Source organism: Brevibacillus sp. HB1.2 (assembly GCF_013332495.1).
Classification (GTDB): Bacteria; Bacillota; Bacilli; order Brevibacillales; family Brevibacillaceae; genus Brevibacillus; species Brevibacillus porteri.
Genome location: NZ_JABMIU010000003.1, coordinates 360268 through 383370, shown reverse-complemented (window position 1 = coordinate 383370; position 23103 = coordinate 360268). Strand labels below are relative to the sequence as shown.

General features: G+C 46.9%; 21 protein-coding genes. 12 read left to right on the top strand and 9 right to left on the bottom strand.

From position 1 onward, the window contains the following. Positions 1 to 9 precede the first annotated feature (9 nt). Complete coding sequence (locus HPY28_RS09875) at positions 10 to 1746, top strand: phospho-sugar mutase (RefSeq protein WP_174230499.1); 1737 nt, start codon at positions 10 to 12, stop codon at positions 1744 to 1746. 6 nt (positions 1747 to 1752) lie between these two features. Here HPY28_RS09875 and HPY28_RS09870 read toward each other — a convergent pair whose 3' ends face one another. Further along, positions 1753 to 2460 carry an FkbM family methyltransferase gene (locus HPY28_RS09870; RefSeq protein WP_017247462.1) on the bottom strand — a complete coding sequence of 236 codons (708 nt, stop codon included), beginning with the start codon at positions 2458 to 2460 and terminating at the stop codon, positions 1753 to 1755. A gap of 227 nt (positions 2461 to 2687) precedes the next feature. Here HPY28_RS09870 and HPY28_RS09865 point away from each other — a divergent pair, with 227 nt between their 5' ends. The 6 genes from HPY28_RS09865 (at position 2688) to HPY28_RS09840 (ending at position 9486) form a co-directional block, all read left to right on the top strand. Then, positions 2688 to 3554 (top strand): hypothetical protein, encoded by an 867-nt coding sequence (locus tag HPY28_RS09865; protein WP_254613022.1) that lies wholly within the window; start codon positions 2688 to 2690, stop codon positions 3552 to 3554. Between the two features lie 125 nt (positions 3555 to 3679). Then, on the top strand, positions 3680 to 4651 hold the full coding sequence (locus HPY28_RS09860; RefSeq protein WP_017247460.1) for a GDP-mannose 4,6-dehydratase: 972 nt from the start codon (positions 3680 to 3682) through the stop codon (positions 4649 to 4651). A 42-nt stretch (positions 4652 to 4693) separates the two neighbouring features. Further along, entirely contained in the window at positions 4694 to 5929 is a 1236-nt protein-coding gene (locus HPY28_RS09855) for a glycosyltransferase family 2 protein (protein WP_174230498.1), read from the top strand. 30 nt (positions 5930 to 5959) lie between these two features. Beyond that, positions 5960 to 6916: a GDP-L-fucose synthase family protein gene (locus HPY28_RS09850; protein ID WP_174230497.1), complete on the top strand. Its 957-nt coding sequence runs from the start codon at positions 5960 to 5962 to the stop codon at positions 6914 to 6916. After that, positions 6913 to 8019 carry a glycosyltransferase family 4 protein gene (locus tag HPY28_RS09845; protein WP_174230496.1) on the top strand — a complete coding sequence of 369 codons (1107 nt, stop codon included), beginning with the start codon at positions 6913 to 6915 and terminating at the stop codon, positions 8017 to 8019. Before HPY28_RS09850 ends, HPY28_RS09845 begins: the two co-directional genes overlap by 4 nt. Before the next feature lie 27 nt (positions 8020 to 8046). After that, positions 8047 to 9486 (top strand): FkbM family methyltransferase, encoded by a 1440-nt coding sequence (locus HPY28_RS09840; RefSeq protein ID WP_017247456.1) that lies wholly within the window; start codon positions 8047 to 8049, stop codon positions 9484 to 9486. 51 nt (positions 9487 to 9537) lie between these two features. On the opposite strand, the gene HPY28_RS09835 is transcribed toward HPY28_RS09840, so the two are convergent. The 6 genes from HPY28_RS09835 to HPY28_RS09810 all read right to left on the bottom strand — a co-directional run bounded on the left by HPY28_RS09835 (position 9538) and on the right by HPY28_RS09810 (position 15309). Beyond that, positions 9538 to 10425 carry an NAD-dependent epimerase/dehydratase family protein gene (locus HPY28_RS09835; protein WP_174230495.1) on the bottom strand — a complete coding sequence of 296 codons (888 nt, stop codon included), beginning with the start codon at positions 10423 to 10425 and terminating at the stop codon, positions 9538 to 9540. A 25-nt stretch (positions 10426 to 10450) separates the two neighbouring features. Continuing rightward, a complete protein-coding gene (locus HPY28_RS09830; RefSeq protein WP_174226502.1) occupies positions 10451 to 11044 on the bottom strand; it encodes an FkbM family methyltransferase in 594 nt (197 codons plus the stop codon). Positions 11045 to 11058: 14 nt separating this feature from the next. Further along, complete coding sequence (gene rfbF / locus HPY28_RS09825; protein WP_017247453.1) at positions 11059 to 11838, bottom strand: glucose-1-phosphate cytidylyltransferase; 780 nt, start codon at positions 11836 to 11838, stop codon at positions 11059 to 11061. A 24-nt stretch (positions 11839 to 11862) separates the two neighbouring features. After that, complete coding sequence (gene rfbG, locus HPY28_RS09820) at positions 11863 to 12954, bottom strand: CDP-glucose 4,6-dehydratase (protein WP_174230594.1); 1092 nt, start codon at positions 12952 to 12954, stop codon at positions 11863 to 11865. Further along, positions 12947 to 14350, bottom strand: a complete 1404-nt coding sequence (locus HPY28_RS09815) for a sugar phosphate nucleotidyltransferase (RefSeq protein WP_017247451.1) — start codon at positions 14348 to 14350, stop codon at positions 12947 to 12949. Before HPY28_RS09815 ends, rfbG begins: the two co-directional genes overlap by 8 nt. A 113-nt stretch (positions 14351 to 14463) precedes the next feature. After that, a complete protein-coding gene (locus tag HPY28_RS09810; protein WP_017247450.1) occupies positions 14464 to 15309 on the bottom strand; it encodes a hypothetical protein in 846 nt (281 codons plus the stop codon). 207 nt (positions 15310 to 15516) lie between these two features. Here HPY28_RS09810 and HPY28_RS09805 point away from each other — a divergent pair, with 207 nt between their 5' ends. Continuing rightward, positions 15517 to 16365 carry a DUF1698 domain-containing protein gene (locus tag HPY28_RS09805; RefSeq protein WP_106836735.1) on the top strand — a complete coding sequence of 283 codons (849 nt, stop codon included), beginning with the start codon at positions 15517 to 15519 and terminating at the stop codon, positions 16363 to 16365. Between the two features lie 123 nt (positions 16366 to 16488). Then, positions 16489 to 17676 carry a glycosyltransferase family 2 protein gene (locus tag HPY28_RS09800; protein ID WP_174230494.1) on the top strand — a complete coding sequence of 396 codons (1188 nt, stop codon included), beginning with the start codon at positions 16489 to 16491 and terminating at the stop codon, positions 17674 to 17676. Between the two features lie 4 nt (positions 17677 to 17680). Here HPY28_RS09800 and HPY28_RS09795 read toward each other — a convergent pair whose 3' ends face one another. Beyond that, positions 17681 to 18028 (bottom strand): DUF1360 domain-containing protein, encoded by a 348-nt coding sequence (locus HPY28_RS09795; protein WP_017247447.1) that lies wholly within the window; start codon positions 18026 to 18028, stop codon positions 17681 to 17683. A 95-nt stretch (positions 18029 to 18123) separates the two neighbouring features. On the opposite strand from HPY28_RS09795, the gene HPY28_RS09790 reads away from it, so the two are divergent. Continuing rightward, positions 18124 to 19221 carry a peptidoglycan-binding protein gene (locus HPY28_RS09790; protein ID WP_174230493.1) on the top strand — a complete coding sequence of 366 codons (1098 nt, stop codon included), beginning with the start codon at positions 18124 to 18126 and terminating at the stop codon, positions 19219 to 19221. A gap of 55 nt (positions 19222 to 19276) precedes the next feature. Here HPY28_RS09790 and HPY28_RS09785 read toward each other — a convergent pair whose 3' ends face one another. Beyond that, positions 19277 to 20662, bottom strand: coding sequence for a hypothetical protein (locus HPY28_RS09785; RefSeq protein WP_017247445.1), 1386 nt, complete (start codon positions 20660 to 20662; stop codon positions 19277 to 19279). 135 nt (positions 20663 to 20797) lie between these two features. On the opposite strand from HPY28_RS09785, the gene HPY28_RS09780 reads away from it, so the two are divergent. Together HPY28_RS09780 and HPY28_RS09775 are read left to right on the top strand one after the other, a co-directional pair. Continuing rightward, positions 20798 to 21682 (top strand): glycosyltransferase family 2 protein, encoded by an 885-nt coding sequence (locus HPY28_RS09780; protein WP_017247444.1) that lies wholly within the window; start codon positions 20798 to 20800, stop codon positions 21680 to 21682. A gap of 108 nt (positions 21683 to 21790) precedes the next feature. Continuing rightward, positions 21791 to 22993 (top strand): BMQ_0737 family morphogenetic spore coat protein, encoded by a 1203-nt coding sequence (locus HPY28_RS09775; protein ID WP_017247443.1) that lies wholly within the window; start codon positions 21791 to 21793, stop codon positions 22991 to 22993. The last annotated feature ends 110 nt before the right edge of the window (positions 22994 to 23103 follow it).

The following is a 23103-nucleotide window of genomic DNA, read 5'->3' as shown; positions in this document are numbered from 1 at the left end:
GAACTCTACATGAATGCAAACTGGCACGCACACTATACACGCTGGAACGAGTGTGAATCCCTCGATCCAGAGCTTCGTCAGCAGTTAACCGCCATGCACACTGATGAAAAGCAGCTTGCGGATTGCTTCTCTGCCCCGATTGCATTTGGAACCGGAGGCATGCGCGGGGTCATGGAGCCCGGAATAAACCGCATCAACTTATACACGATTCGCAAAGCGAGCGCAGGGCTAGCTCTTTATTTGCTCGAAACATACCCGGATCTGTCCGTCAAAAAAGTCGTCATTGCCTATGACTCACGGAAACACTCACAATTGTTTGCCACAGAAACCGCCAAAGTTCTCGGTCAGTATGGGATTACTACATGTATATTCAATCAACTGACTCCTACCCCTCTGCTTTCCTTTGCTGTCCGCCACTTTTGCGCGTGTGCTGGCATTGTCATTACAGCAAGCCACAATCCTCCCGAATATAACGGCTACAAAATTTATGGCGCAGACGGGGGGCAAATTACGCTCGCGACAGCCGAACGACTGATGGAACATATCGTTGCAGCCGGAAATGAACTCGAAATCACCCCAGCCGATGAACAAGAGCTGTACAAAAATGGACTTCTCCACTACATTGACGATTCTCTCTTGCATGCGTATTTGGAAAAAGTAAAGCAATTGCGCGTCCATCCAGACTTATCTCCTGCGATCCGGGAGCAAGTGAAGATCGTCTTTACTCCCCTGCACGGAACGACGCATGACTCGATCACACGTGGATTGAAATTGTTCGGGTATAAACAAGTGAGTGTCGTTGAAGAGCAAGCTGTCCCCGATCCTAACTTTTCGACTGTAACCTCGCCTAATCCCGAAGAGCCTGAAGCCTTTCGATTAGCGATTTCATACGCCAATCAGGTGGATGCCGACGTGATCATGGGGACGGACCCTGATGGAGATCGCCTCGGTGTGCTCGTCAAAAACCAGGCAGAAGACTACAGCGTCCTGACAGGGAATCAGCTGGGAGCCTTGCTTCTTCATTACCTGCTGGAAACCAAACAAAAAAAGGGGGAGCTCCCCTCTAACGGCATTGTATTGAAAACAATCGTCACCTCTGAAATGGGCAGAGCCATTGCGACAGACTTCGGTGTATCGACAGAAGATACTTTGACAGGCTTCAAATATATTGGCGAAAAAATCGAAGCCTACGAAAATAGTGGCGCGTACGTCTTCCAATTTGGTTACGAAGAAAGCTACGGATACTTAATCGGCGATTTTGTCCGGGATAAGGATGCCGTACAAACTGCTTTGTTGCTTGCTGACATGTGCGCGTATTACAAATCACAGCACAGAAGCCTCGATCATACACTGAATGACTTATTCATCCGTTACGGTTATTATGCGGAAGAGCTGATTTCTTTCACATGCAAAGGAGGAGATGGCATGCAAAAAATATCGGCAACGATGTCTTCCCTGCGCAGTCAGCCACCTTCCCAAATCGCCTCCCACCCCGTCATAGCCATCGAAGATTATGCCAGCGGAATCCGCACAGATTGCCAAACACGTACATCCACACCGCTCACCTTGCCTGCCTCAGATACGATCAAATACTTTTTCCACGATCATTCGTGGTTTTGTGTCAGACCCTCAGGTACGGAGCCCAAAATCAAAATTTATTTAGGGGTGAAAGGAACGAGTAAGCAGGATAGCCAAGAAAGGCTTTTCACCTTGAAACAAGCTGTCTTGCAGATGCTCGAATTCTAGTAACGACTAGATTTCCAAGTACGGACCGGATTGATGAGGATGTCCGCCCGCGACTGTTCCGTACCGAGGAGGATGATAAGCTTGTTCTGGTGTTCGTTCAGGAAAACCTGATTGGAGAAGCAAGTCGCGTCTTACAAAAAAAGCGTTGACGCCCTTTGAATCTGTCCCCACCAAGGCATACCCCAACCTGGTTCCCAAAATAGCCAAGGAACTCAAGCTGGCACCATAGTAGGTAGTGCCACCCCATTTAAAATCAGGCTGATAGGCAATCACCATTTTTTGTGGGGGTGGAAAAGCAGCATTGTACTCAATAACAACAAGCCGCGGTGTGTAAATAGAAAGAGCTTGCCATACCCAGTAATCATTGCCGTCAATGTCGATGGAGAGCAGATCAAATTCCTTTGGAACACCATTTTCTTCGAATAACCGAGAAATATTTTCTTTCGTGATCAACTCATTCTTGATGATGACCTGGGGATAGGCAGCATAATCAGCAGACATTTTATTGCAACTGTTCAGATCGCCTTCCATCGCCAATCCGCTCCATCCATGCTGCGTGACGAGTTTTTTTATCATGCATTCCGAGCCATCTCCAACTCCGAATTCTACACAATAGCGATTCGTAGCTCCGATTCGCGAAAATATTTCTTCAATGATGCCGTCTTCTCCATTTTGGGAATACACTCGTTTTTCATATTGGTTTAACACATCCATTCTTGCCATGCCTCCATTCACAACATCCCTCTTTACGTATCTTATTTATCTTTTTGCGGATACGATTGGTCATTCAATGAACAGGCTGCAAAACAGGCTATTTGCACGTCTCTCATACAAAATGTTCCACGTAAGAGGCGCCTGCCGTTTCAAGGCCCTCCTCGGGACATATATTAGGAGAAAGTTTACCAATAGGAGCCTATCAGACATTTTGTAAGACAGAGGAGATGTGTATCTTGAGTTTGCCCATCGTGTTTATTCACAGAACGGCTGAAGAGCATGTAGGATTATGCGTGCAACAGGCGAAATACAGCAATCCTTCCTCTCGTGTCATTCTTATTGGAAAGCCAGAAACCAAGCAACTTAGTACCGATAATATAGAGCACTACCTGTTGAGTAAGTATTTCAAAAGCGCCCAAGCTTACTCTTTTGTTTACAAGCACTCCTCCCCCACCTCCTACGAATACAATCTGTTCTGCTTCCAACGCTGGTTTATTCTACGCGATTTTATGAGGAGTCAGGGTATCGATCGTTGCTGCTACCTGGACTCTGACGTGATGCTCTACACCGACATCAGCAAGCAAAACGAAAATGATTTCCACGATTTCACATTCGAGTTTACCTGGACAACAGTGTGCGACTTGGATAAACTCGATCAATTCTGCGAATACACCACCAAATTTTTCCGCGATCCTCTTCACTATGAGAACTTGCTTCAATTTGCAAAAGAAATCGGTGATGTTCCTATTTCAGATATGGTATTGTTTACTCTTTTTCACAATTACGCACTTCGCCGTGGCGCTACGTACGGCTTGGTTGCAAACGGCTTTTTCGATCATAATCTCAATTGTCCGTTTGCCCCATCCTGTCCGCAAGCAAACAGCTTGGAAACGAAGAAACAGATCTATCAAAAGGACGGCATGCTCTTTTGCAAAATAACAGAGACGAATAACTACCTCCCAGCTCATTCCTTGCATTTTCAAGGACATGCAAAAGAATATATCCCCTATTTTCGCTCACAAGACATCCCGAATACAGATGATTACATGTATTTCGACTATCCGACCTGCAAATGGGTGCGAGCCGAACCCTAATCCCAATAAAATTCCCTTTGGAAACGAGCTGTGCGCCGTGCCATTTTTCACGTTTTTCCATATTCATAATATGTTAAGCTGTTCATCCTTCGCTATGAGCATCATGGACAGGGGGGATTCGACTCATGAAGGCATTGATTACCGGAGTAACGGGATTTGCCGGCAGTCACTTGGCTGAATATCTACTGTCGCGGGGGGATGTGGATGTTTACGGCACATTCCGGTCCCTTACCAAAAAAGAGCAACTGGGGCACCTGATGGACCGCGTGCATATGGAAAACTGTGAATTAAAAGATCCCCAATCTGTAAATGAACTCATCCAGAGAATAAAGCCTGATCTCCTTTTTCACCTAGCTGCCCAAAGCTTCGTCCCCACCTCGGTGTCGTCTCCTGCAGATACGATGGTGAACAATATTGTCCCACAGTTAAATTTGTTCGAGGCGGTACGCAACCATGCTGTTCCGTGCAAGATTCAAATCGCTTGCTCCAGTGAGGAATATGGTTTGGTCTATCCGGAGGAAATCCCTATCAAGGAGACCAATCCCCTCCGTCCCCTCAATCCATACGCAGTCAGTAAAATTGCCCAGGATTATCTCGGGTATCAATATCATCACAGTTACGGTCTGGCGATCATCCGTACCCGTACGTTCCATCATACAGGGCCCAGAAGAGGCGAAAGCTATGTCACCTCCAATTTTGCCAAACAAATAGCCCAGATTGAGCTAGGCCTGCAAGAACCAAAAGTAAACGTCGGGAATCTCAGTGCGATTCGAGACTTCACAGATGTCCGTGATATTGTCAGGGCGTACTGGTTGGCGCTTACTCGTGGCGAACCAGGAGATGTATATAACATATCCGCTGGTACTCGCTATACCATCGAGGACATGTTGAAGACGTTGCTGGCGCTGACAGATGTGCAGGTGGAAATACATGTCGACACTGATCGACTAAGACCCTCCGATGTAGACATCGTATTGGGCGATTCCTCGCTGTTTCGAAAAAAGACTGGGTGGGAGCCCGAAATCTCTTTCCAGCAAACGATGGAAGATTTATTGAATTACTGGCGCTCTGTGCTACGCCAACATAACAGCTCTTGAAAACGCCGAGTGGATGTTTAGAAAAAATCAGGAGGAACCTCTATGTCCATGCAATCCCTTCCTCTCGTGAGTGTTATCACCCCTTCATACAACCAAGCAAAATTCATCAAACGAACAATTGATAGCGTACTGACGCAAGACTATCCCCATATTGAGCTTATCGTGGTTGATGGCGCCTCAACGGACGGTACAGTGGGCATCTTGCAGCAGTATAGCCATCTGCAAGACCGCTTCCGCTACGTTTCCGAACCAGATCGCGGCCAATCCCATGCCATCAATAAAGGATTACAAATGGCCCGTGGAGAGATCATCGGTTGGCTTAATTCAGATGATACGTATTTTCCCGGGGCGATTCGAAAGGCCGTCGCAGCCTTGCAGCAGCATCCCGAATGGGGAGTGGTTTACGGAAAAGGGCTCCACATTGATGAAAATGACAAAGTAAAGTATCCATACATTTGGGTAGAGTTTGACAGAAAAAAATTGTTCAATTTCAACCTCATCTGCCAACCCGCTGCTTTCCTGCGCAAACATGCCTTTGAAGCAGTTGGTGGTGTAAATGAAGAACACGACTGGTGCATGGATTACGATCTGTGGAACCGGATCTCCCTGCATTATCCGATTGGGACGATACCAGAGTTTTTGGCCAATTCCCGCTTGTACAGCGCGTGTAAAACGTACGTTTATGAATTGGAGCCAGGCTTTTCCGAAATTTTGAAAACAAGCGTGAAGCATCATGGCACCATCTCGAATGAATGGCTCTATCACTATACGCAGAAGCATTACAATCAAGGAGCATTTTGGTTTCTCCACAAGCTCAAAGCGTATCATGCGTTCGGACCCTCTCCCCAAATCATTGCATCCAACCGCTACTCAGACGCATGGGCTCCCCAAAACCTGCGAATGACCATCGAAGCCAGCTATGGACCGATGCACGCTTTGCTTATCAAAGGAAGCAACCATAATACCGCCCCTCTCCTGCATTTTCATGTCATGAGAAATGGGAAACTCGTACACAAATTCCAAGTTACCCACGAGCGTTTTCAAGTCGTGATTCCCATTACCTCAGAGGGACAGCGATGTGAAGTGAGTATTTTTTGCAGCCAGCAGATCCTTCAGAGCCACCCCAACAATCCTAAAGTCAAACGATCTATCAGCTACCACCTAGAAGAAGTCCTCCCGCTTTCCTATGAGGAGTACCAATTTTATCAGGAATTCACCAAAGGCAAGGCCCAAATCGAACAATGGGTAAATCGCAGAGTCCCATCGCCTCGAACATGAATGCGGACGAGAAAGGCAGGTTGACACGAATTGAATCTGGCGAAAAAACGGATTGTGGTTACTGGCGGATCAGGATTTCTAGGAAGCCACGTCGTTCATCAATTGCGCAAATTGGACTGTACGGACATCTTCATCCCTAGAAGCCATGAATACGATCTTCGCAAAGAACATGATGTGAACAAGATGTTGCAAGATTTCCGTCCCGATATCATTCTTCACTTGGCTGCCGTCGTCGGCGGAATCGGCGCGAATCAAAAAAATCCCGGAAAATACTTTTACGATAATTTGATCATGGGGACCCAGCTTATAGAGCAATCCCGGTTATTCGGTGTCGAAAAATTCGTAGCCATCGGAACCATTTGCTCCTATCCGAAGCATGCGCCCGTACCGTTCCAGGAAGAAAATATATGGAATGGTTACCCTGAAGAAACCAATGCTCCGTATGGCTTAGCCAAGAAAATGATGCTGGTACAATCGCAAGCTTATCGCGAGCAATACGGGTTCAATTCCATTTATTTGCTCCCTGTCAATTTGTACGGTCCAGGCGACAACTTCGATTTGGAAACCTCTCACGTCATCCCTGCCATCATTCGAAAATGCGTGGACGCTATACGAAATGGTGAAAAGAAGATCGTGCTCTGGGGATCAGGGAGCGTGACGAGAGAGTTCATCTATGTCGAAGATGCTGCACAGGCGATTATTGCTGCTACACAGCGCTATGATCAATCGGAACCGGTCAATATCGGCTCCGGCCACGAAATTTCCATAAAAAATTTAGCCGAAATCATCAGGCAGCTAAGCGGCTTCCAAGGAGAGATCGAGTGGGATAAAACCAAGCCTGACGGACAACCGCGCCGCTTGCTGGATGTGACCAAAGCAAAAGAACGGTTCGGCTTCGTGGCACAAACTTCCTTACTCGCTGGCTTGGAAAAAACGATCGCTTGGTACATGGCACATCCTCACGTACAAGGGAGGATTCCTACATGAGAGTCGGAATCAATCTGATGTCAGTGATTCCTGGCAAAATCGGCGGGATGGAACAGTATGTCAGGAACTTGCTGGCCTACTCGATGAATGCTGGGGACGGCCATCAGTGGTTTCTTTTTTTATCGTCACACAATTTCCATACCTTTGAGGCGCAAAAGAATGTGCGCAAATTCATGATCCCCGACCACGGAAATGCACACGCGATGCTTCATTTCTGGATTAACTCCTTGCAGTTGAACTTGTGGTTTTGTCCGTTGCTTGTCTTGAATCCAACCGATGTCACAATCCCTTCTGTTATCAACATTCCTGATATCCAGCATGAGTATTACCCGGAGTTTTTCGATGCTCATTCCTTGCGCTGGCGAAAAGACAACTACCAATCGTCTGCACAGCATTGCAGTGCCGTGCTGACTCTCTCGGAGTTTTCCAAACAAACGATCCTCCAAAAATTCGAGCTTCCTCCGCACAAAGTACATGCGATCCACCTGGATGCTTCGCGGGAATTTTCCTTGCCGCATAATGAGGCACTCAATCAACAGGTCATACAAAAGTATACGCTGCCCAGTGGCTACGGCTTTTTCCCTGCGAATACATGGCATCATAAAAATCACCTGAATGTATTCAAAGCACTCGTCACTTTGCGAGATAAACACAATATACGGATTCCCATGGTTTTCACTGGTTTTGCTCAAGAGGCTCATCAGAACGTCATGAATTACATCACGAATAACCAGCTGTGGAACCAAGTCAAATGGCTCCACTACGTACCACAGGAAGAGATGCCTTACTTGTATCGGAATGCCCAGTTCCTTTGCTTCCCTTCCCTTTTCGAAGGCTTTGGCATACCGCTAGTAGAGGCCATGAAGTCCAACATTCCAATCGTTTGCTCCAATGCAGGGAGCATTCCTGAAGTGGTAGGTGACGCTGCTCTCACCTTCGATCCGAATATTTCCGACGATATCGCGGTGAAAATCGCCCATCTTTATTTGTCACCTGACGCAAGAGCAGAGCTGGTTGCCAAAGGCATCCATCAAGCCAAGCACTTTTCGTGGGAGAAATGCGCGCGCGAAACGCTGGCTGTCTTTTCTTCCGTCGCACGCTAATGTCAATTGAAAGGAGGTCATCTTTGTATGTCACGCATGCAGCAAATTCGGGAGACGTGGAGGAAGGAGCGCCGAATCCCGTTTCCATTAACAGAACAAGAGACTTGGGATTTTTGGATATTGGAAGCACCGACAACCGATTTGAAAAAGTCGAAGATCAAACATATAGCAAAAACGATGGGCATACGCACCTTGATCGAGACAGGTACATTTAAGGGCGACATGTTGCAAGCGATGAAAAACCATTTTGATTTGCTCGTTTCCATCGAGCTGGATGAAGCCTTGTTTATAGCGGCAAAAGAGAGATTTTCAGGCGACAGCCACATCCATATCCTCCACGGTGACAGCGGAGTAGTATTGACCAACCTGATGCACTCTGTTACATCACCTTGCCTGTTTTGGCTGGACGGTCATTACATCCCCCGCTCAACTGAGGCAGCCAAAGGAGACCTAGACACCCCCATCTTGCATGAGCTGGCTGCCATTCTGCAGCATTATGTTCAAAATCACGTCATTTTGATTGATGATGCTCGTTGCTTTATTGGTCCCAATCCATTGTTGAACGATTATCCCACTATCCAAGAACTACGAGAATTCGTTCATTCTATTCGTCCCGACCTCTTATTCGTCGTAGGAAATGACATCATCATGATCTACAATCCACTTGAAGGAGCAACGAATTCGATGAAGAAAGTTGACTTTCACCTACCGTTTGACAATCAAACCTTTACCGTCTATGGGGACGGCTCCGATCAAAGCGTCCTGTACTTTATGGAGTATTACAATGGATACTATGAAGACTACGTTATCCTTCCTCTGAAAAAAATCGTACAACCTGACCATGTTTGCCTAGACATCGGTGCGAACATCGGTCCGATCTCACTCGCTCTGAGCTATCTTGCGCCCCAAGGCAAGGTGTACGCATTCGAACCCTCCGATGTCAATTATCCTTATCTCCTGCGAAACCTGTCCGAGAATCACATCACCAATGTCGAGCCACTCCAGCTCGGAATAGCAGACCGGAACGGGAACATCCATTTTAAAGACGACCCGCGTGGAGGCGGATGGTCTTATATCCCGCATGAGCCAGAAGACGTGGAGAAATCCACCCAATTCATATCATGTGTCAGGCTGGATGACTGGGTAGAGCAGAATATGATATCGCGTCTCGACCTCATTAAAATTGACGTGGAAGGCTCGGAGGTCATCGTCTTGGAAAATGCCATGCGAACGCTTAAGCAGTGGGACCCGGATGTGATCATTGAATTCAACCCAGAGAGCATCAAGGAAAACTTCGGGAGACATCCACTCGTGCTATACACACTGCTGGAGAAATTGTTTTCCCATATCTATATGTTTAAGCGGGACAATACGGTGGTGAAGGTGAAGAACTACAACCATTTGCTAGACGAAATGAAACCTTTCCACGCTGATCTGTTCTGCACGAACAAGACCTTCCTCGATTAAGGGCACACGAAAAAACATGGCTGCAGGCTCGCCATGTTTTTTGTTTCGCTGTTAGTTGAAATCGGCCATTACCTTTTTCAATCCATCTTCCAGCTTCACTTGATGATTCCACCCTAATGCTTGCAGTGGTCGATTATCCGCTTGTGAATGCATGATTTCCATATCTGTATAAGCAATCGATCCGAACTTCAGAACCGTGCTTGATTTCGTTATCTGATGAACCAGTTCTACAAACTCGCGGATCGAAGTAGCAGTACCTGTCCCTACCTGGTATTCCGTAAAGCCTGCGGGTAGACGGGCAGCATGCGCCAACAGCACGCGAAAGGCAGAAACAACATCATCCACATAAATAAAGTCCCTTGCTTGCTTTCCTTCTGTTAGCCTTAGTTCAGGCTGATTTTCGAGACAGCTTTTGATGACAGTCGAGACAAATTTATTCGTATTGTCAAAAGGACCATACAGATGCTCCAGCCTGACGTTTATGAATGGCAGGGAAGATGTATCTGCTAGGCATTTTCCCCATTCTCGAAACTGACGCTTCGTCAAATTGTATGGTTGTAGATGCTTGGATAATCGGACGGGCGCACTGGAAAACGTATCTGTATTCAGAAAAACAGGGGTGCCAAAGCGCATAGCCACATCCAGTAGTTTCAGCGGAAAGGTCACATTGGCATCTACCATCGTGGCATTGCTCTCGTTGTTGCGTCCATAACAGGTTGCCGTATGGATGATCGCATCGATTCTCTCCTGCTCGAGAAAAGGAGCTTCCCATTGACCGCAATCCGTATCATAGGTAATCAAATCAGGTAATATGTCCTGGATGCGCGAGCAATCGGAAGTGCTCCTTTTCAAAATGATGACGGTATGTCCGTCCAATCGCAGCGCTTTTACGAGCTGGCTTCCGAGAAAGCCTGTCGCGCCGGTCACAAGTATCTTCATTTGGGATCGCTCCCCTTCACCTGCTTTATACCCAGTTCAAGTCGATGTTGTGAATTCGTTTTTCTTGCATGACCCTCCGAAAGTGATCGGCTTTCGTTTTCAAGTCTTCGATCAGCCATTCATGATTTTCTACGACGATTTTTTCTATTTGCAGGTGTAAATTTTGCTCCACGATTTTTTCCAACAGTTCAAATTCTGCCCCCTCGATATCCATTTTGATCAATTTGATCGGACGATTGAGCATTTGGATAAACTGTGTCAAATCGATCACCTCTACCTCTACATACTTTTCGGGATTCGTAACTGGATGATTAGTCAGAAGAGAAGAGGCATAAGCAGACCCTGCCGGATCCGTATGGTAAAGATCATGCAAATGCAAGCGTAGCTTGTCGTTTTTATGCCAAACCGCTTTATTTATACATATGACATTGGGATAGGATCCCACCCTTTTTTTCAATTCCTCAAATACGTATGGATTCGGTTCAAACGCAAAGACGAGGGCGCCTTTATCCGCCATTTTTTGAGAAATGAGCCCGTGATTTGCCCCACAATCGATGGTAATGTCCCCGTATCCGATCGGAGAAAAAACCTCTTCACTGTTCTCGTTTAATCCGCCCACTCCTGCTTCCTCCTTCATATTCGGCTGGTTGCCCATGCTGCTTTTCCGGATTTCCACAGTTCTTCCAAGTAGTTTTTATCTCTGAGCGTATCCATTGGATGCCAAAAACCGGTATGCTTGAAAGCCATCAGTTGATTCGCCTTGGCCAAGCTCTCCAGCGGCTCTTTTTCCAATACCGTCTCATCACCCGCAATATAGTCAAGTACGCCCGGCTCCATGACAAAAAAACCAGCATTGATCCAGCCGCCGTCCCCCTTTGGCTTCTCTTGGAATCCTCTTACGGTGTTCCCATTGACAATATCCAATGCTCCGAATCGGCCTGGCGGTTGAGTCGTAGTGATCGTTGCGAGTTTTTTATGCGTGCGATGAAATTTTACCAACTGTTCAATATCAATGTCGGATAAGCCATCTCCATACGTCAGCATGAATGTTTCTTCTCCCACATACTTCTGTATCCGCTTCACCCTTCCACCTGTCCCTGTGTCTTTCCCCGTATCAATCAATGTGACTCGCCACGGCGCAGCATTATGGTTGTGAAAAGTGACCTGATTGTCGTTACGAAAATCAAACGTCACATCAGAATGGTGAAGGAAGTAGTGCGCGAAGTACTCCTTGATCATGTAGCCTTTGTATCCGAGACAGATGATGAAATCATGGAAACCGTACTTGGAATAAATGGACATGATATGACAAATGATGGGCCAATCACCGATCTCAATGAGCGGCTTCGGACGAAGATGCGTTTCTTCTCCAATGCGCGTGCCATACCCTCCTGCTAGGATGACGACTTTCATTGGTTGCCCTCCTTCCTCTGTTCTTCATTGGGTCCTATCTGTATACGCTGCGATTTGGGCCAAACAGATTTCCCTTACGTCTTGCTTTTGCTGATAAGCCTTATGCCAAAAAATGATACTGTCCAAGGTCTGCTCGAGTGACCAAGTGGGCTTCCAGCCTATTACACTTTTGGCTTTGGAACAGTCCAGCTTTAAATATTGGGCTTCGTGCCACTGTGGATCTGTTCGCTCTGCTTCAAAGCAGGCACCAGCTCCCCAACGCTCACACAACTGCTGGACGATCCACTCTACCGATTTGGCATCTTCCTCATTCGGACCAAAATTCCAGCTCTGGGCGTAATCCTTGCCATTTCCCCACATTTTTTCTGCGAGCATTAAATACCCCTTCAATGGCTCAAGGACGTGCTGCCACGGCCGAATCGCTTTTGGATTTCGGATGGTGATTTTTTCTCCCTTTATCAAGGCACTCAGGCAATCCGGTATCAAGCGATCAAGAGCCCAATCGCCGCCGCCGATTACATTGCCTGCTCGCGCTGAAGCAATAGCTACGCCATGCTGGTGATACCGATCGGGGTGAAAGAAAGCATTGCGATAGGAGGCAGTCACCTGCTCCGAACATGCTTTACTGTTGGAATACGGGTCATAGCCGCCCAATACATCTTGCTCACGGTATCCCCACACCCACTCCCGGTTTTCATAAACCTTATCCGTCGTAACATTGATGATTGCTTTGATTTTCATACCGTTCTGCACAGCCACTCTCGCCGCTTCGAGTACATTCACCGTACCCATGACATTGATTTCGTAGGTTTCCGCCGGATATTGATACGATAGACGCACCAGCGGCTGAGCGGCCATGTGAATGATGATATCCGGGTTTGCTTGGTTGATCGCTTTTTGAACACTTTCCTTCGATCTGACATCATCAATGATCGAATCAACCAATGAGCTGATTTGGGCACACTGAAAAATACTCGGATTCGTCGGCGGCGACAGCGCATACCCTGTTACCTTCGCCCCTAAATGATGCAGCCATAAGCACAGCCATGACCCTTTGAACCCCGTATGACCTGTGATCAACACTTTTTTGTCTCGCCAAAACGCTGGATCAATCATCGTGATCACCGTGCTTCCCTAACTGCTCCAGGATCGCTGACCACGTCATTCCGAGTCGAACGATATCTTCTTCCACCAGCTGACTTCCCATCTGTACTTCGATGAATTCCAGCTCGGTCGTAGCTTTGATTGCATGTTTGGCTCCTACCGGGATTTGCAATACGTCACCTGGTCCAATCTGGCTCAGCTGATCATCCAAAATGAACTCGCCGCAGCCCTCTACGATGATCCATACTTCGCTACGATGGTGATGGTACTGATAGCTCAAATTTTTCCCGGCGTATACATGGATTCTTTTCGTTAATACTTCCACGTCGTCTTCATTCTTCTGTAAATGCATAACCTGATACCATCCCCAGCGCCGCTCTTCATACATTGGGCGCTTTGTCCAATTCAAAGCCAAATTTTTGACCATATGGCTTTGTTCCTTAGAAGAAACGAGGATGCCATCAGGACTGGCCGCCACGATCATATCCGATAAACCGATGGACACGATAGGTATGTCCAATTCGTTGATAACGTGTGTATTCGTGCAACTCTCATCGATCAAAACCTTACCGATTGCATTCCCGCTCATTTCTTCTGTGAGCGTATTCCACGTCCCTAAGTCCTTCCAGGCTCCGTCATACGGGAGAACGACTACTTTCTCTGCCTTTTCTACAATCTCATAGTCAAAGCTGATGGCAGGCATTTGGCTATATTGCTCAAGCATGCGGTTGTATTCAGTAGGCAATCCTTTTTGCTCCAATTCGCGAATCAGATAACCCAATCGAAAAGCAAAAATTCCACAATTCCATAGAGCCTTCTTTTCTACTAAATCCTGCGCTTGCTCAAGAGTCGGCTTTTCTTTGAAGCTTTTTACTTTTTGATAGGCATGAGGCCTTTCACCCTGACCCGACTCTGATTCCAGCTTTGGAACAATGTAACCGTATTTCGTAGATGGGTACGTAGGCTTCACTCCGATTAATGCGAGATTCGCACCTGATCTGAGTATGACGTTCTCCAGCTCCTTGATCCTGTCCATGAAGCGATCCTCAACGAATGGATCGACAGGCATGATGGCAATGACTTCATCCGGGTCCATTGTCAAAGCAGAGTACAAATAGGTCACCGCTAAAGCAATGGCAGGGAAGGTATCCCTTTTTTCCGGCTCCACGATCAAAGGAACGCCTTCTCCAAGTTGGCTTTGAAGCAAGTCAACATGCGAACGGCCTGTTGAAATATAAACAGGCTCCGACCAATTGCGGGAGGCTAGCTGCCTCCACACTCGTTGAACCATCGCCTCTGGTTGGGCATGTGCATTGCCTATCAACTTCAAGAACTGTTTGGACCTGACATCATTGGAGAGCGGCCACAGCCTTTTCCCTGAACCACCCGATAGTAATATCAGTTTCACCCAGGCCACCTCTATCCGTTTATCGTGTTGTATGCACCATCTTATGCGTTTGTCGCAGTCGATGCTCTATGATCCAATGAAAATGGTCAAATAACACGAGGGATGATAGAAGCCTATAAAAACTGAATCCATCGATTGGAAATATAATCGAAAATGTAAGAACCTGCTTGGGGGAGATAGGGAGCCGTAAAAAACTTCATATGGTGCTTCGTGTATCCTTGAAAATGAAGAGAAAACAACGGGACAAATTGACTCGTTGCCTTATCCTTGCAGCACAGGACACCATTTATCGAGTAAATTTTCTTAAAGCCATACAAGTTCTCCACCGAAGCAGACTGCTGAATATTGCCGTCAAAAAAGCCATCATGAAACAAGCCGTTCGTCATTTGGTAATCCTTAAATTGCGAAAGAAATAGCAAGGCCAGCACCATATCTGTAATTAAAGGTTGATTGAATCTGACATGTTCCTTTCTCTGCATCGTGTAATGAACGACTTTCGCGAATGTAATCGGATTGGCAAACTGAGACGTCATGAACTCGCAAAATTGTTCTAGCTTCTGCCTATCTAAGAAATTGGTCCATACGAATTCCATCATAAAGTTGTCAAAGCGCGGATGGTTTACGTCGGTAAACAGCATGACATCCGTATCGATATAACAGCATTTTGGAATCTGATGCTTTTTCATAAACGCCAACAAAATAAACCATCTTTGAAAACAAAATAGGTTGTATTCATAGGGCATGAAATGAATATGTTTATAGACTCTCGTCATTTCGATAGCGGCAGGCATGTAATCGTCTATTATCTCGTGAATGATGCCGTTCATAGCATACCTTCTGTTTCCCCCATTCCCTATCAGATAGACGGGCGAATGGGGGTTGCTTCTTTTTGCTTGCTGCAAGCTGTATGTGAGATAATCATCGTCCCCGCGATGGATGATCACGATAGGCAAGGCCATACTTTTTCCGCCTCCTTTTTCTCCCCATACTTTATGTACGTTACAGACAACGAGAAACGGGCATATGCCTTTTTTCCGAAAACATGCATGTTGGCAAGCAACTTTAGACCTGAATAGGACGAAATTAATGCATTTATATCATTTCCCCCAGCACGGTCCGAACATATCGTATAGGGCAAGCACTCTGCAATGAAGGGGGACATGTCGATGGGAAGATTTTGGACAGATCAGGAAATTCTCGATGAGATCAGCAAACGGCGATGGTACCATAAGATCGCGCTGCGACCCGGTATTGTCACACCCGGGATTACGCTTCTGGAAGGTATATGGAATATGACGAGACAATCCAGAGAATACATCCAATATTCGGGGAAACGCGTCCTTGATCTCGCTAGTTTTGACGGAATGTGGGCGTTTGAAGCGGAGCAAAGAGGGGCAAGTCTTGTCGTGGCTACGGACTGTATGCAGCCGCTCTATTTGAATTTTGAGTTTTGCAAGAACATCCTGCAAAGCAAAGTTTTGCCGCTGTACAATACTAGCCCTTATAAACTTTGGGAAGGGCTGCAAGTATTGCTGATGGACGATTTTATTGAACCCCTGCCGTTCCCACATCAAATTCGGCACAATCAATTTGATGTCGTCCAGCATCTTGGTCTGCTCTATCATCTGCGCGATCCGATGTGGACATTGTCACAATGCCGGAGCGTGATTAAACCAGGTGGGCACCTCTTGTTGGAAACTGCCTGTATTTTGGATACAACCCAATCGATCATGGTCTACAACGGAGCTCCTGGACAAATGAACCGGATTTATAAGGACGATACCACTTGGTGGCTGCCGTCCGTCCTTTGCATCGAGGAGATGCTCCGAGGCACACTGTTTGAAATCATTCCTGAATCGGTTCGGACCATCCCTTCCGGCAGAATCAACAATTACGATGCAGGTCGCATCAGCCTCGTGGCAAGAGCCATTTCTGGCAAAGAGATCGACCCTAACTGCCACGCGGAATTGCTCCGTATCTTCCGCAATCCAGGGATCGTTCCGGACTACCTGTAATCTCCGGGTAAATTGAAATCGGGTGCACAAGATCAACGATGCTTGTGTACCCGATTTTCCATTCTTTCATAGTCTGATGGTAGTGCATGCATTTTTTATGATGGAAAGATGGGAGTGAATCTCGTGTCCCACTCACAGCAACCATTAGTGAGTATCATTACCCCCTCTTACAACCAAGGCCGGTTTATTCGTGAGACCATAAATAGCATATTGACTCAGGACTATGTAAACCTTGAGCATATCGTGGTAGATGGAGGCTCGACTGACGATACCCTCTCCATCTTGCAAGAATATGCACAAAAAGATCCGCGCTTCCGTTTTATTTCCGAACCGGATCGCGGACAGTCTCATGCGCTTAACAAAGGCTTGGCATTGGCAAGAGGGGAAATCATCGGCTGGCTGAATTCAGACGACACCTATGTACCTGGCGCCATTATGAAGGTTGTTCACGCTTTTGCGAGTAACCCCGCCTGGGGAATGCTTCATGGCAATTGCCATGTGATGAACGAGTACGGTCAAGTATCCACCACCTATCCGTCAGAACAGGCTGATTCCAAGAAGTTGTATCAGAGCTGTGTGATTTGCCAGCCATCCGCTTTCATCAGAGCCCACGTCTTCAGGCACATGGGGGGCGTAGATGAAAAATTGCAATTTTGCATGGATTATGACCTGTGGATGCGCATCGCCAAATTTTACCCCATCGGTTATCTGCCTCACTATTTAGGAAACGCTCGAATCCACACAGCGTGCAAATCAGCTACCCAATGGCATTCCGTCGGCGTACCTGAAGTCTTACGATCTCTTGCAAAAAATTATTCGTCCATACCCAGCCATTGGATATCGTACGTTCCACAATACAAAGGCATGGGTGTACTCGACCTGTTGAGGCTCTACAAGTCCTTTCCATCCAATACAACCAGAATCACAAGCATGAATCGGGGGATGGACTTGTGGGCGCCTCCTGTCCTGCGCGCGATTGTTGAATCAGATCCTTCTGCACCGGCTCAAATGTTGTTAGTAAAGGGCAAAGTCCCTGGCTCCCCCGTAAAATTGCCGAAGCCCATTGTTTTGACTGCGCTCGTGAATGGCGTAAATGTAAAAAGTTATACCGTTGATAAGCCCACCTTTGCCCTCGAAATTCCACTCGATCCGAATGCCACGACGGTTCGTGTGGACATCGCGTCTTCCAGTATCGGTGTACCGAGCACTCCTCAAGTCCAGCAAAGAATCGTAGGAGGATACATGGCCGAAGAGATCATTCCTCTTTCGTATGACGAAGTGATCGTATACAAAATTTTTTCGAGGAGCTAACCTTTCAACTCGAATATAGTTTTGTCTCAATGACAGCCGCCGCTCCGGCTATGGCAAGCAGGAGCAACAACGGATAGGCGGCTGGCACATACATATACAACCCAACGATCAAAGCGCCCACCCAAATTCCCACGCACCAATGGCAGCTCAACAATCTGCCTATCCATTGGCGCACCCTCCCGCCTTTAAATTGAAAGTCCCGAACCATTTGCCCCGACTCATCGGGTACATATAACACCTGATAAAATGGGGTTCGCAGAAAAGACGTGATCTCATCAAAAACAATCAAATGCGTGAGACGAAAGCTTGCCAGCACGAGGATGATTAGGTCGATCCAAGAGAGGTCAAACATTCCACCTCCACCTCTTTCCAATATTTTGTGCTTTTCTCATTTGTTCCACATTTAGTACCATTGTGGTGCGACAAATCAGAGAAAGGCGTGATGTGATGAATCGCAACATAAAGAAAATGGCAACGATCCTTTCCCTGTCCGTCCTCGTTACTATGATCGGACAACCTGCATTTGCGAAAACAAGCTTTACCTCTTTGAAAAAAGGGATGAAAAACTCGCGCGTGCTTGAAGTGGAAAAGATGCTCGATGCACTTCATTACGACTACAAGCTGGTAGTGGACAAGACATACAACAGCTACACGGCTTCTAACGTCAAAGCATTTCAGAAAAAATACAAGCTGGCGCAAACCGGGATTGTAAACAAAACCACTTACGATAATCTGAAGAGCGTGTACCAAGCACGCAATCAAGAGAAGCCGATTACGCCGAGCACACCGTCCAAGCCTACTGAACCCACAGAATCCAATAATTACGTTACGCTGAAATTGGGTGCTAGTGGGGAAAGCGTGAAGGAATTGCAAACAATGCTCGCTGGACTCGGATACAAAGTAACTGCTTCGGGTTATTACGATGAATCTACTCGCTTTGCCGTCATGCTATTCCAGTCACGTAATAAGCAAACTTTGACCGGTGAAGCTGACGCCAAAACCTTTACAGCCATAAAAACACAATACAAGAACAATCCAGTACAGCCTAAACCAGATACGAAGCCGACCGTCCCAACAAATCCAACGACTCCCGTAACACCGAGCAAGCCTGAGCAACCACAAAACCCTGGTGCCGGCACACAAGTTCCTCTTCCCGCTGGTTTGACGGCTGAGGAAAAAGAAATGGTTCAACTCGTGAATCAAGAGCGCACCAGCCGTGGTCTCGCACCATATCAAGTGGACATGCAGTTGGTGAACGTTGCACGTGTAAAAGCCCAAGAGATGGTGAACAAAGCCTACTTTAGCCACACCTCTCCCACTTACGGCTCACCGTTTCAAATGATGGACACTTTTGGTATTCGCTATATAGCTGCTGCTGAAAATATTGCGCAAAACTACTCTGTAAGCAGCGCTCATCAAATGTTCATGAACTCCTCCGGGCACAAAGCCAATATCATGAGTCCGACATACGACTACGTAGCCATTGCTGTCGTGAATGGCGGTCCGCACGGGAAAACATTCGTGCAAATGTTCTTGAAAAAATAGAGGCGCGGAACGGAAAAGCCATCATTTCTACTGAAATGGTGGCTTTTCTTCCATATTAGAAAGACACAGCAATCCGGTTATTTGCCGAAAAGTGTACCGTCTGATCGTTGCACAGCACGACACCCTCAACGACGATTCCCTTCCCCGCTTCTTGTTTCATAAATGAAATCTGAAAGTTTTGGAAGGATTCCGTCGATTCCGGCGCAATGGTTACAGGTTGGATCGGCGCTATCCAGTATTCCCCTCTCTCCATCGCTTGGGCAAACCAATCGTCTTCCAAGTATCTCCATCCTTTTAAGCCCGATGTACCTTGCACGGCCATCGTCTCCACGAGCTTCGGTGGCAATACCTGCCCTCCCATTTTGATCGAATCGACAGGCGAGACACGCAGGCAAACGATTGGATTGTCCAGTTCAACGTTCCCCGTATTTTTCACCTGAAGCGTCCCAATCAACAGGTACGGCTTCTCAACTGATTCAGAGTGAATCAACGTGTAATCAAAATACACTTCTGCCGTTGTACGCAATTCAACCAGTTCAGGCACTTCTTCGACCGGATGAATGGTCACTACCTGTTCCAGGAGTTCTTCTTCTGCCAAGATCATCAGTTCTTCCCGTTCACTGTCTGACTCGCTGTTTGATTCGCTGTTTACTTCACTATTTGAGTCACTATTTGAGTCGCTGGCCTCAGCACTCGGCTGTTCACTTTCCTGAATCGTGATTGGTTCCTCTGCCAATGGCTTTTCATCTGCTCCCTGCTGACTTTCCTTATCAGAGGTAAAGAGCATCGTGGAATAAAACAGCTTTAAAATATTGGGAGGTAAAAACGCCATTGGTTGAATGTGTAATCCATTTTGGAAATACTCCAAAACCCCTGACGCTAAGTGTAGCGCAATTTTTTCCGCATAGATCTTACGCATGCTCACTTCCGTATAAAGCGGCAGCTGCAACTGGATGTGAACGATCGATGGTTGCTTTTGATTTTTGGTTACTTTATAGTGACACGGGATTCCTGACTGCTGCATTTCTGTACGTAGACACTTGACCAGATCTTGCCGCTTATCATCCTCCGACTGAAAGAAAATCAGTCTCGGTTTTTCCAGGACTCGCATTTCCTTCAAGCTGAAACGTATGGCGACATCCGTATTTTTCGCCAGAGACGGATTGTTTTGGCTTAAGACAACCTCCATCCCGCTATCTGAAAGAAATTTTTGAACGTTCCCCAATACCTCCCACTCGTAGGCGGTCCCTCCTGAAGAAGATATGCCTGTAAAAAGAACGCAAACTTTTCCTTTCAACCCCGAATCCAGGTCAACTCTTTTATTCGTCGAATCCCACTTCAATTGAAAGCCATTTTTCTTGCAAAATAAACGAAACGCTGGCAGAGCCGCGTACGGCATGGTCCCGCCACGTTGACCACTGTAATATACCTCAACATCCATTCCCATCTCTCCTCACGCACTTTCCTTCAGTCCGCGATATTGTATGAATGCCTAGTGTCCAAAGTGAACATTTTTGGCGATGACTGTTCCGAAGAAGCGCTTTGCGCATACGATGCTACAGAAAGGAGTGGTCATATGCCCACCTCACAAATGCCCCTAATCTCCATTATCATTCCTGTAAAAAATGAGGGGGACAATGTGCGTTCTACCATCACTTCCCTTTTGAATACAAGAACCACGTATCCATATGAAGTGATCGTAGTCGATGATGCCTCAACTGATAACGGTTGTCACTTTCTACAAGGCCACGGGCAAAATGAAAAAATAAAATTAATCACAACAGAAGGCATTGGTGCTGCTGCAGCACGAAACTTGGGCGTGAATCACGCACGCGGCAACTACTTCATTTTTTGCGATGCCCATCTGTCTTTTGAAAACTTTTGGATCGATCGCATGATGGAGCTCATCCTTACAAAAAAAGCAGATGGAGTTGCTCCGGGAATTGCCTCCATGACGGAGCCACATAAAATTGGTTATGGGCAAAATCTGAATCAAAAGCTTGAGATCAGCTGGTATCCAAAGCCAACAGGTCCGTCACCGGTTGCGATATTGCCAGGGGGATGCTTCTTGGTCACCAGAGAGGCTTTTATGAAAGTCGGGGGTTTTGACCGTGGTTTTCGCATATGGGGATTTGAAGATATCGAGTTTTCCATCAAAATGTGGCTCTTTGGATATACGTGTCTGGTCCAGCCATCCGTAAAAATTTTGCATTTGTTCAGGCAAGTTCACCCTTACACAATTGCACATGAGCACATTTATTACAATATGCTTCGCATGGCGTACAGCCATTTTAACGAGCAGCGGATTGAGGCAGCGAAAAAACTTGTACTCTACGCAAATGCGAGTGAAATTGCGGATGACGTGCTGACTTGCGGGGCTGCCGCTCAGCGTGTTCGATACACTGCCCAAAGAAAATTCGACGACAATTGGTTCTTTCAAAAATTTCAAATTCCATTCTGACAAGATAGTGACCTAAAAAATAGGCGCATGCTCAACATGCCAAACTCCGGTTGCCCACATAGTATGTAACTGCAAAGCAAACTCCCTAGGAAAGGAAGGATTCTTACGGTGAAACATCACGTGAAGCCCATTATGGGTCGCCAGCTCCCTACACCGACGCCTACAGCAACTCCTCCTATATCGAACAACCTGCAGGAAGAGTGCATTCGCGTCAATAAGGTGTATGACTGGGTAGTATTAGCGAACAGCTACCGAAACAAGATTGCCCTTCCCGACGATTGTCAAGCTCTGGTAGACGCTGCCATTCGTGCAGGGCAAGATATCACGATCTCCTGCGTTGAGCCAGTTTCTCCTGGTCCTACTTGCAGAGTCGTCAGTATTCGCCGCGAGAACATTGTAGTCAATGGGACCACTGTTCGGGTCGGTGTCGTTCGCTTCGTGTTCGGAGCCACTGTGCTCGTTCGCGTCTTCGCAGACGGAACACCTCTCTGCGAATTCACAACGACAGTGCAATTCGATCAGGAAGTCGTACTCTGCCTGCCTGAACCGCTTGATGAGGACAATATCTTGTGCCGAATCAGTGCTTTCGAGTGCTCACCAACCGGTACTGTTCTCCTCGGTGGCATGGTTCAACTCGACGTCATTGTCTGCGTAGAAATCCAGGTAGAAGCAGAAGTCAAACTAGAAGTATTGGCGAAATTCTGCTCTCCACGTCCAAACAACATTCCAATTCCATCGCCAACGCCATCTTTCCGTTGCCCGCCGATCACATTCCCACCACAATGCCCACCAATCTTCCCAGTACGCAACTGCGATTGCCAGGCGTCCGTCAACGCGTTGGTACCAAACGTCTCCGTATCGATTGGTATCCCGCTCGCCATTGCCGTCGGTACGATCCAGCTCATCGCGGATATCTGCCCAAGTTGCGATCCATCCAGCAGCTCGTTTACCTTTAACTTCTTTGATGCTCTCCTGCCTGATGTCCTTGGCGATCAAAGCTTCAGCTTCTCGCCAACGACTATCAGCTCTCCGACATGCATTAGCGTACTGCCTATCCTGCCAATTGTGACAGGTCTGGTCGTAACAGGTACTGGTGTACGGACATTCACAGCAACAGGCGCACAAGAAACGGTGACCTACTCTCTGACACTCGCCGAAACAGGACTCAACCTGCCAGACGTTATCATCCTGACACTCACCGACTCTTCTGGCGTCCTCGTCTTCAGTGCCACAATTACAATCGTTCCAGACGAACAATTACTGGTTGCCGATTGCATCACGTTTGGGGATATTGTCATTACCACTCCGTAAGAAATAAATATTCGTTTCCAATCAGGCGGGAGAAGACTAGCACTTCTCCCGTTTTTTCTATATAGAAACCCGTCACTACAATACAGGCACCAATTCCCACCCCGTACATA

What these genes read in the sequence shown, in the direction of transcription:
- HPY28_RS09860 (WP_017247460.1), top strand. Translation starts at nt 3,680, where the DNA reads ATGAAGGCATTGATTACCGGAGTAACGGGATTTGCCGGCAGTCACTTG.
- HPY28_RS09840 (WP_017247456.1), top strand. Translation starts at nt 8,047, where the DNA reads ATGTCACGCATGCAGCAAATTCGGGAGACGTGGAGGAAGGAGCGCCGA.
- HPY28_RS09780 (WP_017247444.1), top strand. Translation starts at nt 20,798, where the DNA reads ATGCCCACCTCACAAATGCCCCTAATCTCCATTATCATTCCTGTAAAA.
- HPY28_RS09790 (WP_174230493.1), top strand. Translation starts at nt 18,124, where the DNA reads ATGAATCGCAACATAAAGAAAATGGCAACGATCCTTTCCCTGTCCGTC.
- HPY28_RS09855 (WP_174230498.1), top strand. Translation starts at nt 4,694, where the DNA reads ATGTCCATGCAATCCCTTCCTCTCGTGAGTGTTATCACCCCTTCATAC.
- HPY28_RS09865 (WP_254613022.1), top strand. Translation starts at nt 2,688, where the DNA reads ATGTGTATCTTGAGTTTGCCCATCGTGTTTATTCACAGAACGGCTGAA.
- rfbF (WP_017247453.1), bottom strand. Translation starts at nt 11,838, where the DNA reads ATGAAAGTCGTCATCCTAGCAGGAGGGTATGGCACGCGCATTGGAGAA.
- HPY28_RS09845 (WP_174230496.1), top strand. Translation starts at nt 6,913, where the DNA reads ATGAGAGTCGGAATCAATCTGATGTCAGTGATTCCTGGCAAAATCGGC.
- HPY28_RS09810 (WP_017247450.1), bottom strand. Translation starts at nt 15,309, where the DNA reads ATGGCCTTGCCTATCGTGATCATCCATCGCGGGGACGATGATTATCTC.
- HPY28_RS09805 (WP_106836735.1), top strand. Translation starts at nt 15,517, where the DNA reads ATGGGAAGATTTTGGACAGATCAGGAAATTCTCGATGAGATCAGCAAA.
- HPY28_RS09870 (WP_017247462.1), bottom strand. Translation starts at nt 2,460, where the DNA reads ATGGATGTGTTAAACCAATATGAAAAACGAGTGTATTCCCAAAATGGA.
- HPY28_RS09795 (WP_017247447.1), bottom strand. Translation starts at nt 18,028, where the DNA reads ATGTTTGACCTCTCTTGGATCGACCTAATCATCCTCGTGCTGGCAAGC.
- HPY28_RS09875 (WP_174230499.1), top strand. Translation starts at nt 10, where the DNA reads ATGAATGCAAACTGGCACGCACACTATACACGCTGGAACGAGTGTGAA.
- HPY28_RS09785 (WP_017247445.1), bottom strand. Translation starts at nt 20,662, where the DNA reads ATGGATGTTGAGGTATATTACAGTGGTCAACGTGGCGGGACCATGCCG.
- HPY28_RS09835 (WP_174230495.1), bottom strand. Translation starts at nt 10,425, where the DNA reads ATGAAGATACTTGTGACCGGCGCGACAGGCTTTCTCGGAAGCCAGCTC.
- rfbG (WP_174230594.1), bottom strand. Translation starts at nt 12,954, where the DNA reads ATGATTGATCCAGCGTTTTGGCGAGACAAAAAAGTGTTGATCACAGGT.